We start from the raw sequence: 13180 nt of genomic DNA, 5'->3' as shown, positions 1-13180 counted from the left end.
CCCAATGTACTTATGCGCACTTAGATCGTAATTCAGTTGTCGCAGCGTGACTAAAAGCTATGATTTACATTGCGCTCGATCTGGAGCTGATTCGTATTTTTAAAATATTGCCAGCAAGTAAATAAATGCTCAGGCTTCTCTCACTACCCAGAGCTATCCATTTCACGTCAGAAGTTTAAAATAAGCTATAAAATGCTTAGGCTATTTAAACAAGACACCTTTGCTTACGACTGATACGGTTGACTTTTCACGTATCACTAAATTACAAGATATTTATAAAATCAGGAGCTTCGCAGTCTTCAAATTCTCAAATTAAATCAATTTATTTGAAAAAAATAAGATTTTTTAAGCTTTACCCTTGAATTTTGTCGCGTAAAACATCATGTTCTTATGCAGGTTGATGACCGAACATGTTTTGTCATCCAGGCAGCTCTAGCTATGCCGAATGTACATAAAGATGACTTGGGTAAACTGGCAGTCAGTTACATAATTCGGTTTTTCCGATTTTTGTAATGTAAAAATACCATTTTAGCTAAGACCCAAAGTTCGATACTCTTATTCAAAATTAAAGACTAACCTCAATCATGGAGACAATGATGAGCTTGATTAATACTGAAGTTAAACCATTTAAAGCAACTGCTTTCCACAATGGCCAATTTGTTGAAGTTACTGAAGCCGACCTTAAAGGCAAATGGTCTGTAGTATTCTTCTACCCAGCTGACTTCACTTTTGTTTGCCCAACTGAACTTGGTGACCTTGCTGACAACTACGCTGAATTCCAAAAACTAGGTGTGGAAATCTACGGTGTTTCTACTGACACTCACTTCACTCACAAAGCTTGGCACGATACTTCTGACGTAATTGGTAAAATTCAGTACCCATTAATCGGCGATCCAACTTGGACTCTTTCTAAAAACTTCGAAGTTCTAATCGAAGCTGACGGCCTTGCGGACCGTGGTACTTTCGTTATCGATCCAGAAGGCAAAATCCAAATCGTTGAAATCAACGCTGGTGGTATCGGCCGTGATGCTCAAGAACTTCTTCGTAAAGTTAAAGCAGCTCAGTACGTACACGCTCACCCAGGCGAAGTTTGCCCAGCTAAATGGAAAGAAGGCGAAGCGACTCTTGCTCCTTCAATCGACCTAGTTGGTAAAATCTAATCTGTATTAGATTGCACTGATTGAAAAAAGCCACGCATTTGCGTGGCTTTTTTATTTGAACAGTATCAGGCAACTTTACGCTGTGCACCAGCTGTCGTCTGAATCACATCATGGATGAATTTCAATTTCTGTTGCACGATCGGATTAATCAGGAAGGGATAAAAGTCATCCTGCCCCATACTGCGGTTCAAGCCATTCATGGCAAAAGCTACGGGTAACCAGGCCTGATAAATTTCATCAAAATTACAGGTGTAATAAGGATTTATCCGCTTTACCAAGGTCATGAACTGATCATCACGTTCTTCTACTACATGTGGATGGATCTGCATGCCGAAGGAATCGGCAGTTTCCAGTACATCGACGATGTGCAGATAGTGTGCCCAGGTTTCGGCCCAGTCCTCCCAAGGATGCATGGTGGCATATGTACTAATATAACGCTCCATCCAGTCTGCGGGCGGTCCTTGATGATAATGCCGATCTAAAGCTTCCTGATAGTCCATGCGCTCGTCCCCAAACAGTTGCCGGCAAGGCTCCAGAAATTCGGTGTTATCTACCAGTACATCCCAGTAATAATGTCCAATTTCATGCCGAAAATGCCCAAGCAAGGTGCGATAAAGCTCCTCCATATTCTTGCGTTCCATGGCACGTTCGACATCATCTGCTTCTGCAATATTAAGGGTAATCACTCCATTATCATGTCCAGTCATGACTTTAGGTTCATCCGGACTATTTGGATTGGCCTTAAAATCAAAAGCTAAACCAGATTCAGGATTTTCCTGCCGAGACTGCAACGGCAACTTCCAGCGCAATAAAGAATAAACCAGGCGATGTTTTGCGAGTTCAATTTTATGCCAACGCAGTCGATACTGGGGTTCATTTAAATTGGGAATCACACGATTCAGGCGACAAGCCAGACAGAAGTCATGCGGATCTTCTTGCGGAATTACCCAGTTACACACCGCATACTCGGCATTAGCACAATAACGGTATTTGGCCTGTGTATCTGGTTCTGTCAGTATTGATCCATCTGCATTGGATTCTAAAGCCACCATCAACATGGTTGAGCTATCAAACCCCAGCAGATGTTGACATGCAGTACAGTAATTATTATCAAAATAAACAGGTTGATGGCAGTGGGAGCACTTAAATAATTGCATGTAGAAATAACTCTGCTTCGTTATTGTTTTCCCCTCATCTTAAAGCAGTTTTTTTTAACTACTTTAAATTTTTTGTAGCATTTTCTTGCAACAGGTATCAAGAGTTTGCATATTTTTTGCTTAATTGAAATGTATCGTTTCTTGATGAAGATTTTACCCTGAGCTATTGATTGAATTGATCATCTTGGAAAGGGTGAGAAAGAGAATAAATTTACAAAGCAACTATATAGAACTCAGTGCCCTTGAATTAAGTTCAAGAGATAGACCAATAAGAATTAAATCTAAATCTTCCTGTCTATTGGAGGTGTAGTATGGCTCTACTTTTAACAGTAATTTCCTGGAAATATAATCCTTCAAGCCGCCATCTTAAAATTTTCTATGACAATGGTTTAACCGAGCTCTATCATCCAGTGCCCGAATATATTTATGACAATTTACTCAGGCGTCATGACAAGGCGGCCTTTGTGAAAAAATACCTGGAATATGATCTTAATTTTACCCGGATTTACAGTGATTAAAACGGACTATTTACTCGAAACTATTATTGAAAAGTAATCAGGAGTAAGCCTGCACCGATATCGACTGTAGAAGATACAAAACGCTTATCCAGATCGACCAATGCTTTGAATACTGCCACCTGTTCTGCATGAGAAAGCACATTATCCACTACAAGTAACCCACCCTGCTGTTGCAACAATTGCGGCAGGTAGCTCCAATATTCAACATAAGCATCACGCTCAGCATCCAGCAGAATAAAATCGAACTGCTGCTGACAGGATTGTAAATAATCCAATGCATCTGTTACCTGAAAATCAATATGACTGTCCAGCTTTAAATGTTGAGCATGTAGCTGGGCTTCTTTCGAGCGCTCTGCATCAATTTCCAGAGTCACCATGTGACCTTGCGTGCTTGATAAAGCTTCGGCCAACCATAAAGTGGAATAACCTGTAGATGTTCCGAGCTCAAGCACACATTTAGACTGTTGTGCACGAATAAGTATAGAGAGAAACTGCGCTGATGCAGGTTCGATATTACGATAGCGCTGTAACCGATCACTCAGACCAGCATCATGCGCACTAAAGCGAGCATATAATTCACGAACATAGTTTTGAAAATGACTTATGTGTTCCACGCTCTACTCTCTTATTCAAATGATTAGGTTTTATAGTGCTGTGATCAGTTTAAAGCGCTCTAATTCACGATCGTCATCTAAAGTTATCACCTCAGTAAACATGCTGAGTGGACGCACCCAGATTGAATAGTCACCGTATAGACATTGATAAACCACCAGCTTTTCTTCAGTCTCACTATGCATGGCGACATGCAGGACCTGGTATAATTGACCTTTGTAATGCTGATAAATTCCGCGTTGAAGTTCCATTATTTTACTCACTCGATTGAAGCAGATTCATCTTAACTGAAAATTATCACAATACTGCTAGATCACTTGAAAATTCCATTATTAGTCCAATATAAGCTTGATATCAATGATGAAATTCCCATTTCATCTAAATTTCCGATTGAATAAATAAAAACTACCTGTTTTACCTATTCATCTATTTCACTTAATATTCTTTCATCGAATAAATTATTACTCCTTTGGAGACGTTAGCAATGTTAGATCAAAATACAGCAGCCCAATTAAAAACCCTTTTAGAGCGCCTTGAAGGACCAATCGAACTGGTAGCCACTTTAGATGCTTCAGATAAATCTGCAAAAATCAAAGAACTTGTAGAAGAAATCGCTGCACTGTCTGATTTAGTGACTGCCCGTTTTGATGGTACCAACAAACGTGCACCAAGTTTTGGTGTGGCTAAAGCCGGTGAACAGCCTCGTGTTTTCTTCGCAGGCCTGCCAATGGGTCATGAGTTCACATCGCTGATTCTGGCATTGCTGCAAACTTCGGGTTATGCACCGAAAGTATCGAATGAAGCTCTTGAATCGATCAAAGGTTTAGGAATCAAGTCTGACTTTGATGTGTTTGTCTCTTTAAGCTGTCATAACTGTCCGGATGTGGTTCAGGCACTCAACCTGATTGCTATCTATAACCCGGGTACAACAGCAACCATGATCGATGGTGCTTTCTTCCAGGAAGAAGTGGAAGAACGTAAAATCATGGCTGTACCTATGGTGTTCCAGGACAATGAACACATCGGTCAGGGTCGTATGACTTTGGAAGAAATCATTGCCAAGCTGGATACGGATTCTGCTGCCAAAGATGCGGAAAAGCTGAATGCCAAAGAAGCGTTTGATGTTCTTGTGATTGGTGGTGGTCCTGCGGGAAATACCTCTGCAATCTACGCAGCGCGTAAAGGCATCAAAACCGGGATCGTGGCTGAACGTATGGGCGGTCAGGTCATGGATACCATGGACATTGAGAACTACACTTCAGTGCAAAAGACCCAAGGTCCAAAATTTGCTGCCGAGATGGAAGCCCACGTACGTGAATATGGTGTCGACATCATGAACCTGCAACGTGTATCTGACATCAAGGGTGCAGATGAAACTGCCAACGGTCTGGTTGAAGTGACTTTAGAAAATGGTGCCAAGCTTGAATCTAAAACCGTGATTCTGTCGACTGGTGCACGCTGGAGAGAGATGAATGTTCCGGGTGAGCAGGAATACAAAACCCGTGGTGTTGCCTACTGTCCACACTGTGATGGTCCATTGTTCAAAGGCAAACGTGTTGCGGTGATTGGTGGGGGGAACTCAGGTGTAGAAGCTGCAATCGACCTTGCTGGTATTGTTGAGCATGTCACCCTGGTGGAATTTGATACCAAACTTCGTGCGGATCAGGTACTTCAGGACAAGTTGAACAGCTTGCCAAACACCACGGTGATCAAGAATGCGCTTTCAACAGAAGTAGTGGGTGATGGTTCACAGGTAACTGCACTGAAATACAAAGACCGTGCGACCGATGAAGAACATACGGTTGAACTTGCAGGGATCTTCGTTCAGATCGGTTTGTTACCGAATACGGATTTCCTGAAAGAAACCAAAGTTGAGTTAAGCAACCGCGGTGAGATTGTGATTAACGAGCGCAATGAAACCAATGTGAAAGGTGTATTTGCTGCGGGTGACTGCACCACAGTACCTTACAAGCAGATCATCATCGCCACAGGTGAAGGCGCGAAAGCATCACTGTCTGCATTTGACTACATCATTCGTTCAGGTCAGTAATCATTTGAATTAAATAAAAACAGCCTGCTTTATGCAGGCTGTCTGCAATTTAGAGATTACGTTAAATAGGCGATATGCTTGAATAGAGTCATTAAGAATTTTTAGAGGGAATTCTGTTCATCATCAGATGATTTAAATAAATTAAAATTCTTTCTGGATAAAACATTGTCCACAATTGCTTACATGTTTAATCTCACGATGCACTATCGAATACAAACATTTCCTCACATAATATAAACACACAATTCAAAATTGATGTTTAAAAATAATAACCATAAAAACTAGTAAAATAAGGAGAAGAATATGCAGTATCAATATCATTGTGCATGCTGCAATAAAGCTGTTTCATCTACCGATACCTCATGTCCAGCTTGTGGCTCACACAGCATCAGAAGTCCTTATAGTTTCTGGATGTTGTGCCTATTGGCCTGCTTAGCTGCAGCAGTCATATTTAAAGTGGTTCATGTCTCTTCACAAGCCCAACAGGATGTACCCACCAAAGACACTATTTTCAATGCATTACAACTCGAAGTAAAACAATCTTCTTAATTCAAACAGTGATGATTTTCATGGTTCATTTTCCTCAGGGGCCTGATATTCAGTATCAGGCCGCATCATTTTATAAACACTGATTCTTGCAAGACTAGGTATATATCTTAGAAATTCCGCAATGCTCTGCCCAGTTGATTTACAATAATACAAGTCTTGTAGAGGTTTTGAGTATGGTGCAGTTAATTCGCAAAGGTGGTTTAAGAGAACGTGCGAACCGCAGTCGCAGTTATCAAGGTTCAGAAAATACAGAAGCCACGTTAAAACCAAACCGTTATAGCTCTTCACAAAAAACAGATGAAAAAAAAGAGGAAACTACTGTTTCCCCTATTTTAGTTGACCAAGATCTCTCTCGTCAGGATTGATCTTCTTAATTCATTAAAACCAATGCGTCATACCAAAGCCAGATTGCAAAGATCAGGAACAGTATGCCCGAAATCAAATCTATATAGTTGCCTGCACGTTGGTACAGCACTTTGATTTTCGGCTGAGAGATGAGTAGCATCAGCAAAGCAAAAGTCAGGAAAGTTTGTAGTGGAATAATCACTGCCAGCTGTGATTTCAGATAATCTGAAGCTGATGAGCTGAGGGCCAATGAAAAAACACTGCTAAAATAAATCAGTGTTTTGGGATTAGACAGATTGGTCAATAAACCCAAAGTAAAATAATTTTTCGCTTCATTCATCATTATTTGATCATCGCTGGCTTCATGGCGCTGTTTAAATGCCTGTAATCCGCCTTTGAGCATCGCCCAGCCCATTCTTGCCAGAAATGCTCCACCCACAATCATGAGTACTTGCTGAATCCAGGGGAATTGATCAATCAGCACGGTAAAACCAGCCAGGGTCAGTACCACCCAAACCACAATCCCAGCCGAAATGCCGGCAATAATTTTTAAGGTATTGGAACGATTAGTAGATGCTGCACTTCGTGCAATCAGCAGGACGTCCGGTCCGGGGCTCAGTTGAGCAATAAAATGCAAACCACAAATGGTTAACAACAAAGACATATTTCTTCTATTAGCGATGACTAAAACCGCAGCATTATAACTTTTGTTTAAATTTTCGCAGTACTTTTATCTTAATTTACTCACATAAAAAAGCCGAATCATGGGATCCGGCTGCATAAATGTAAATCGAAATTATTTTGGATTCACATCTTTCATTTCAATCTTTTTCGCCTCTGGCGTCACTTCACGTGCTTCACCATCAATAATGGTTGAATCGCCACGACCACCTTGCTGATTTTGCATTTCCTGCATCTGACGCATCATTTCTGCAAATGGATTTTGACCTTGAGCGCCGCCCATATCGCCCATCATGCCACCCATCATTTTTTCCATCATGGCTTGCTGGCGTTTCATCATGACTTTCATCATCGCTGCTTTAAATGCCTGCTGTACAGCCGGGATCAGCATTAATACCGCCAGCACGTCTGTAATCAGACCTGGAATCAGCAGGAAAAACCCAGCCAGAATTTTCGGCAGATTATCGGTCATGGCCGGATCGGCACTCATCTGGCCCATTTGCATTTGTTGCATCTGCGGCATGAGTCCGGTGGCATATTTGCGAATCAGGTTCATACCGATAAAGAATGCGGCCACAAACCAGAAAAAGACGTACCACATGCTCCCGACGAGGTCGCCCACGCCAATCCACACAAATACTTCCAGGATTACGCCAGCAATGATAATAAGAAATAATTTCATGAAAATTAATCTAATCTCTATTCAATAATTAAGGATGTAATCAACTGCTTCATCAGGATCAAGCTTTTTTGATACGCTTATGTAACAATATGGGCATTATTTTATTTTTAAAGTGCAGGCATGTCATTAATTATTGGGATTGACCCAGGTTCACGTCTTACAGGGTATGGCATTATTCAAAAAGAAGGTTCCAAACTGTCTTTTGTGGATGCAGGAACCATCAGAACGGAAACTGCGGAAATGCCTGAGCGATTAAAGCGAATTTTTGCCGGGGTTGAACGTATTGTTAAATTCTATGGTCCGACAGAAGCGGCCGTAGAACAGGTCTTTATGGCACAAAACCCGGACTCTGCCCTGAAACTCGGCCAGGCCCGTGGTGCAGCCATTGCAGCATTGGTTAATCTGGATCTGCAAGTCGCTGAATATACGGCACGTCAGATCAAGCAGTCTGTCGTTGGCTACGGCGCGGCAGAAAAAGAGCAGGTACAGATGATGGTCATGAAAATTTTAAACCTCAGCATCAAACCCCAACAGGATGCAGCGGATGCCTTGGCTGCGGCAATCTGTCATGCCCATGCTTCGGGTAGCATGAGCAAGATGGCTGTGTTAAATGCGCTTGGAGGTATGGCACGTGGGCGTAGCCGTGTCAGCAGACGTCGTTAATCATTATATGAATATTTGATCTGAAAATTTTCAAACTGATATTCAGCAGGATTTAATTCAAGTTGTTGAATATCAGCCAAATCTGCATAAATTAGTCCCTTTTGACTACGTATAATCATCTCTTGAATTTTTCTCTCATCTCCAACCACTACAGCCTCTACCGGTGCAGTTGGCAGATTTTGTACATAGCCTTTTAATTCCAGTTCTACTGCCTGAACTGCAAACCAATTTCGATAGCCTACTTTCTGCACTGTTCCTGAAATAATCAGTTTCGCGGCCTGTATCATGACTTCCCTAAAGATTAACCACTTTATAAATGGCTTGTTTCATATCCTGTGCCTGCAAACCACGCTGACCATATTTTGCCAACTCATCTCCGGCCAAGGCATGTAAAGTCACGATTTCATGCAGATGAATATTCTCATGGAACTGGGCTTTCAGACTGGCAATCATGCCAGCCAGTACATCGCCCATCCCTCCAGTGCCCATACCCGGATTACCCGCAGTACAGATATACAGCTGATCTTCCAGAATCAGACTGCCCGAGCCTTTCAAGACCCACTGTCCTTTGAATTTCTGCTGTAAGGTATGAATGGCAGCGATTCGGTCAGCTTCGATATCTTGAGTTTTATATCCTAATAAGGTTGCTGCTTCGCCCGGATGAGGGGTGCAATAAGTTCGTGGATTTAATTGTTCTGGGCGCTTTGCCAGGAACCACAGCGCATCTGCATCTAGTACGATCTCCAGCTGAGATTGCTGAATGGCACTAAACCAGAACTGATACTGCTGTTCAGCCCAGAGATCACGTCCCAAGCCCATACCAAAACAAACGGCATCTACTTGCTGTAACAGATTATCACGCTGATCTTCATCTAGGGCATTCATATCTTTGAGCATGATATTTGGTGCCCGTGAAAGGATTGCCGTATGATGTTTAGCATCACAAATAACAGTCACTTTACCCGCTCCTGCTGCAAATGCAGCTTCAGCTGACATGATTACCGCCCCGCCCATATCAGCATGACCGCCAATCACCAGTACATGTCCATAACTGCCCTTATGTCCAAAGGCCTGACGTTTGGGTAAATGGATGTGAGTACCAGATAATTGAGCAACAGGTTTCAATTCAGCATCGATTGGAATTGCAGATATACATTCTACCTGCCCAGCATAGGCTTTCCCCTGCCCGGTAAACAAACCTGTTTTAAGCCCCAGTGCCGTGTAAGTATAATCAGCCTGAATAGCGACTGGCAAAGGTTGCCCAGTATTAGCATGGAGACCACTTGGAATGTCGATTGCGATTTTTAAGCCCTTTTGAGCATTAATCCTTAGAATCATCTGTTGCCATGTGTCATTCAGATCACGGTTAAGACCTATCCCAAATAACGCATCAATATAGGCATCATATTCAGTCTGAAAATCAAAATGCGGATAGACTTTTATGCATGCATCAAGTGCTTCCTGACTCGCCGAAGCCAGATCCTGTGAACCACCCTTTTCTGCTGCATAAATCTCTATCTCAAAACCAGCCTGCTGTAGGTACTTCCCGACCAGATATCCATCTCCGGCATTATTACCCTGCCCACAACAGACCGCGACCTTTTGAACATTTTCTTCAATAAATAAAGGAATCAGGCACTGCACAATGCTCCAGGCGACTTGCTGCATCAGACCATAAGAACTGTTTTTTTTAGCAAACCAGCGCTGCTCCCAGGCTTGAATACTTTGGCTATGATAAACGGGGCTATGGTAAACTTGTTGCTGCATTTTTTATTCCCTGTTCCCGGTTTATGACTACACCCGATTCTCCCGCGCAAATTCAGGTTTTTCAAGAGGATCCAGAAGCCCTCAAAGCATGGATCAAAGTACAAGCGCTGGAATTGGGTTTTTCTGATTGTGTCATTGCCCGGCCGGATGCTCAAGCAGAATTGCCACGTCTGCAGGAATATCTGGAGCGTGGTTATCATGGCGATATGAAATTTCTGGAAGAAAATCTGGACAAACGTGCTAATCCAACACTATTAATTCCAAATACTCGCTCTGTGATCTGTGTGCGTATGGATTATCTAGTCGAATCACCTGAACCGAGAATGGTTCCCGATGCACCAAATTCTGCAATTATTGCCCGCTATGCCCGTGGTCGTGATTATCACAAGACCATGCGTGGTCGGCTAAAAATGCTGTCAGCTAAAATCAAAGAAAAAGTCGGAGAATTTGAATCACGTCCTTTTGCCGATTCAGCACCCGTTTTTGAAAAGTCTCTGGCTGAAAATGCCGGTATGGGCTGGACTGGTAAACATACGCTGCTGATTCATAAAAAATCCGGTTCCTTCTTTGTACTCGGCGAACTGTTTACTTCACTGGAACTGCCATTTGATGAACCGACGACCAAACACTGTGGTTCTTGTACGGCCTGTATCGATATCTGCCCGACACAGGCGATTGTTGAGCCGTATATGCTGGATGCACGGCGCTGTATTGCCTATCTTACCATTGAGTATAAAGGCATTATTCCTGAAGATCTTCGTCGTGGCATTGGTAATCGGGTATTTGGTTGTGATGACTGTCAGTTGATTTGTCCCTGGAACAGCTTTGCCAAGACGACGACCATTGCAGACTTTCATCCACGGAATGGACTGGATCAGGCCAGCCTGCTGGATTTATGGCAATGGGATGAGCCCACCTTTTTAGCTTCAACAGAAGGTAGTCCGCTACGGCGTACCGGTTATCAAAGCTTTATGCGCAATATTGCTATTGGTTTAGGCAATGCGCCATTTAATCCAGCGATTATTCAGGCCTTGCAAAACTCTCGCGCTCAACATGATGAAGTTGTACAGGTACATATCGATTGGTCGATTCAGGAACAACTTTCTAAATCCAGATAATTGTCTATTTTTACCTGGTGTCACAGATTCCCTTAAAAAGCCTTACACACCTTATTTTCAGACTGTGGCATAAATTTAAATAGTCTCAGAAATGAAATGGAGGGACGATGATGTCATCAAAAAATCCAAATCAAGAGTTACTGGAACAGCTGCAAAATGAACACCAGAATCAAATTCAGCAACAGCAGCAACCTCAGCAGCATGGGCCAGTCAATTCGCCTAAGAACAATCAGCACGAGCAGGATGAACGGGTTTTAAATAAACAGCATCGAGCAGATCTGCAAAATCAGAATATTCATGGCAATCACCGTGAATAGGAATAAATCGATTCTGAAGTTAATAAAGCCCGCCTTAGGTGGGCTTTATGATATGAGTTTAAAATTTATTTATTTTTTACTTCATAAACCTTTTTAATTAAAGATTTTCTATTTATCAGGTCAGATTCAACTCCAATCACGTAAATAGATTATTTTTGATCGAAGTTAGAAGTGTCAGCAAAATTGTGTGCCGTAATCAGGATGCCATATTTCGCATTGAGGTAATCCCCTATCCGAATGACATCACTGCCATTGGCATGTTCTACTGTAAGTGTCTGAGTAATGGCATCATAATGCAGTGACTCGAAACTTTCCTGATGTAGACTAAGCCAATGTAAGGTATCTGCGAGATTTTCATCAACAATATAAGTTTCAGCCTGAAAGTCTTTAGTCATTATGCCCCCCATTGACGTTTTAACAATGCCATATTTTAACGGAATATTCTTAATTTCAGGCATAAAAAAGTGAGCAAATGCTCACTTTTCTGGGGGGTAGGTATTAATCTTTACTGATACCACACTTGCGACATTCTCGCTGTGTGCCAATTTCTTCCATGTGTTGATATTCATAAATGTGCAAGCAAAATATTTTTTTCAAAAGCTGAAGCATTGTTAAAACTCCTGTTTCACCATTATATAAATACGCTTCTGTAGTTCACTCTTCCTGAGTGTCTATTGTTGTTTTGATTAAAAAACCACCATTTACTTATAAACATAATTTTTCAAAATGTAAAATCAATTTCATACTTTTTTTAACTTTCCGATAAAGTTAAATTTCAATTGATTCATACTTTTAATCATCTGATGTGATGTATATCGCAATTTCGCCATCTTTGGAAATGATATCTTTAAAAAAAGCGAACCAAAGTCCGCTTTTCAATGAAATTTAGAAGAAACCGGCTGGCTTGGTTAAATAACTGACCAGTAGATTTTTGGTTTACTGAAATGATCCAGCATCATTTTGTGGTTCTCTCGGTCAATAGCTGATTTTTATAACCGCCGAAAGCTGCATGCGCCGGATAGATATGATAACAGTTGCTTCATACAAGACCTACCTCGATGGTAGACCAGCCCGGTAAGCGGTAATCAGAAAAGTCTTAACGAATTTTTTACATAATCATCTAGTTATAAGCTACCTATTTCAATTACGGATTATTAAAAGTCAATTACACCGGAAATTTAATCTAGTTTGTTTAAATTTAATAAAATAAAAAATCTACATTTTTCTAGCTTTCCTGTTAATAGGCTTATAGCTTACTTAAATGATGAGACATATATGCGAGGTATAGGGTCTTGTCATTGAAATCAGGCATTTCAAAAACCCAGAATACATAATTCTTAGATCTAAACTTAAATTTTATATTTACAGCAGATCTCTTTCATAAATCAAAAAACGATCTTCTTTTTGGTTAATATTTGCACTCCGGATTTCTTGGCATTCGTGCATAAACTGCGGATGAAATACATCGATTCAAACAAGCTTTCTGATCCTCAGTTCAAGCGATACACAGGCATCTCATGGTCAACTTTCTATTTGATGGTTGAGCAATTGCAGAAGCATG

At 41.4% G+C, this 13180-nt stretch carries 16 protein-coding genes and 1 pseudogene; 8 read left to right on the top strand and 9 right to left on the bottom strand.

From position 1 onward, the window contains the following. Positions 1 to 596: 596 nt before the first annotated feature. Positions 597 to 1160 carry an alkyl hydroperoxide reductase subunit C gene (ahpC, locus tag HADU_RS04480; protein WP_004815527.1) on the top strand — a complete coding sequence of 188 codons (564 nt, stop codon included), beginning with the start codon at positions 597 to 599 and terminating at the stop codon, positions 1158 to 1160. 65 nt (positions 1161 to 1225) lie between these two features. Here the strand turns inward: ahpC and HADU_RS04475 are convergent, their stop codons facing one another. Then, a complete protein-coding gene (locus HADU_RS04475) occupies positions 1226 to 2317 on the bottom strand; it encodes a putative zinc-binding metallopeptidase (RefSeq protein ID WP_004815525.1) in 1092 nt (363 codons plus the stop codon). Positions 2318 to 2628: 311 nt separating this feature from the next. On the opposite strand from HADU_RS04475, the gene HADU_RS04470 reads away from it, so the two are divergent. Beyond that, positions 2629 to 2835 (top strand): KTSC domain-containing protein, encoded by a 207-nt coding sequence (locus HADU_RS04470; protein ID WP_004815523.1) that lies wholly within the window; start codon positions 2629 to 2631, stop codon positions 2833 to 2835. Between the two features lie 23 nt (positions 2836 to 2858). On the opposite strand, the gene HADU_RS04465 is transcribed toward HADU_RS04470, so the two are convergent. Beyond that, the gene (locus HADU_RS04465) at positions 2859 to 3449 is read right to left on the bottom strand and encodes an O-methyltransferase (RefSeq protein ID WP_004815521.1); all 591 of its coding nucleotides are present in this window, start codon (positions 3447 to 3449) and stop codon (positions 2859 to 2861) included. A gap of 30 nt (positions 3450 to 3479) precedes the next feature. Next, complete coding sequence (locus HADU_RS04460) at positions 3480 to 3698, bottom strand: DUF1653 domain-containing protein (protein ID WP_004815519.1); 219 nt, start codon at positions 3696 to 3698, stop codon at positions 3480 to 3482. A gap of 233 nt (positions 3699 to 3931) precedes the next feature. Here HADU_RS04460 and ahpF point away from each other — a divergent pair, with 233 nt between their 5' ends. From ahpF to HADU_RS04450, 3 genes are all read left to right on the top strand, one after another. Further along, positions 3932 to 5497 (top strand): alkyl hydroperoxide reductase subunit F, encoded by a 1566-nt coding sequence (ahpF, locus tag HADU_RS04455; protein ID WP_008303969.1) that lies wholly within the window; start codon positions 3932 to 3934, stop codon positions 5495 to 5497. A gap of 303 nt (positions 5498 to 5800) precedes the next feature. Then, positions 5801 to 6046 (top strand): hypothetical protein, encoded by a 246-nt coding sequence (locus HADU_RS15200; RefSeq protein WP_081398998.1) that lies wholly within the window; start codon positions 5801 to 5803, stop codon positions 6044 to 6046. 173 nt (positions 6047 to 6219) lie between these two features. Then, the gene (locus HADU_RS04450; RefSeq protein WP_004892713.1) at positions 6220 to 6411 is read left to right on the top strand and encodes a hypothetical protein; all 192 of its coding nucleotides are present in this window, start codon (positions 6220 to 6222) and stop codon (positions 6409 to 6411) included. Between the two features lie 5 nt (positions 6412 to 6416). On the opposite strand, the gene HADU_RS04445 is transcribed toward HADU_RS04450, so the two are convergent. After that, positions 6417 to 7055, bottom strand: coding sequence for a LysE family transporter (locus HADU_RS04445; protein WP_004815510.1), 639 nt, complete (start codon positions 7053 to 7055; stop codon positions 6417 to 6419). A gap of 132 nt (positions 7056 to 7187) precedes the next feature. Next, positions 7188 to 7754, bottom strand: a complete 567-nt coding sequence (locus HADU_RS04440; protein WP_008303965.1) for an FxsA family protein — start codon at positions 7752 to 7754, stop codon at positions 7188 to 7190. A gap of 120 nt (positions 7755 to 7874) precedes the next feature. On the opposite strand from HADU_RS04440, the gene ruvC reads away from it, so the two are divergent. Then, entirely contained in the window at positions 7875 to 8417 is a 543-nt protein-coding gene (gene ruvC / locus HADU_RS04435) for a crossover junction endodeoxyribonuclease RuvC (protein WP_004815506.1), read from the top strand. Here ruvC and HADU_RS04430 read toward each other — a convergent pair. Both HADU_RS04430 and HADU_RS04425 read right to left on the bottom strand, forming a co-directional pair. Further along, positions 8414 to 8704 (bottom strand): acylphosphatase, encoded by a 291-nt coding sequence (locus HADU_RS04430; RefSeq protein WP_004815505.1) that lies wholly within the window; start codon positions 8702 to 8704, stop codon positions 8414 to 8416. The two genes, ruvC and HADU_RS04430, sit on opposite strands and share 4 nt — an antisense overlap. Before the next feature lie 7 nt (positions 8705 to 8711). Beyond that, complete coding sequence (locus HADU_RS04425; protein WP_004815503.1) at positions 8712 to 10184, bottom strand: bifunctional ADP-dependent NAD(P)H-hydrate dehydratase/NAD(P)H-hydrate epimerase; 1473 nt, start codon at positions 10182 to 10184, stop codon at positions 8712 to 8714. A 23-nt stretch (positions 10185 to 10207) separates the two neighbouring features. Between HADU_RS04425 and queG the strand changes: the two genes are divergently transcribed. Further along, complete coding sequence (gene queG, locus HADU_RS04420) at positions 10208 to 11302, top strand: tRNA epoxyqueuosine(34) reductase QueG (RefSeq protein WP_004815501.1); 1095 nt, start codon at positions 10208 to 10210, stop codon at positions 11300 to 11302. A 107-nt stretch (positions 11303 to 11409) separates the two neighbouring features. Further along, on the top strand, positions 11410 to 11619 hold the full coding sequence (locus tag HADU_RS04415) for a hypothetical protein (RefSeq protein WP_004892694.1): 210 nt from the start codon (positions 11410 to 11412) through the stop codon (positions 11617 to 11619). A gap of 149 nt (positions 11620 to 11768) precedes the next feature. Here HADU_RS04415 and HADU_RS04410 read toward each other — a convergent pair whose 3' ends face one another. Further along, positions 11769 to 12014, bottom strand: coding sequence for a hypothetical protein (locus tag HADU_RS04410; RefSeq protein ID WP_008303959.1), 246 nt, complete (start codon positions 12012 to 12014; stop codon positions 11769 to 11771). Between the two features lie 490 nt (positions 12015 to 12504). After that, positions 12505 to 12658: pseudogene (locus HADU_RS15605) on the bottom strand (aldehyde dehydrogenase); the annotation flags it as partial. Between the last annotated feature and the right edge of the window lie 522 nt (positions 12659 to 13180).

Source organism: Acinetobacter sp. HA (assembly GCF_000264725.1).
Taxonomy (GTDB): domain Bacteria; phylum Pseudomonadota; class Gammaproteobacteria; order Pseudomonadales; family Moraxellaceae; genus Acinetobacter; species Acinetobacter schindleri.
This window is presented reverse-complemented; position numbering and strand designations above follow the sequence as displayed.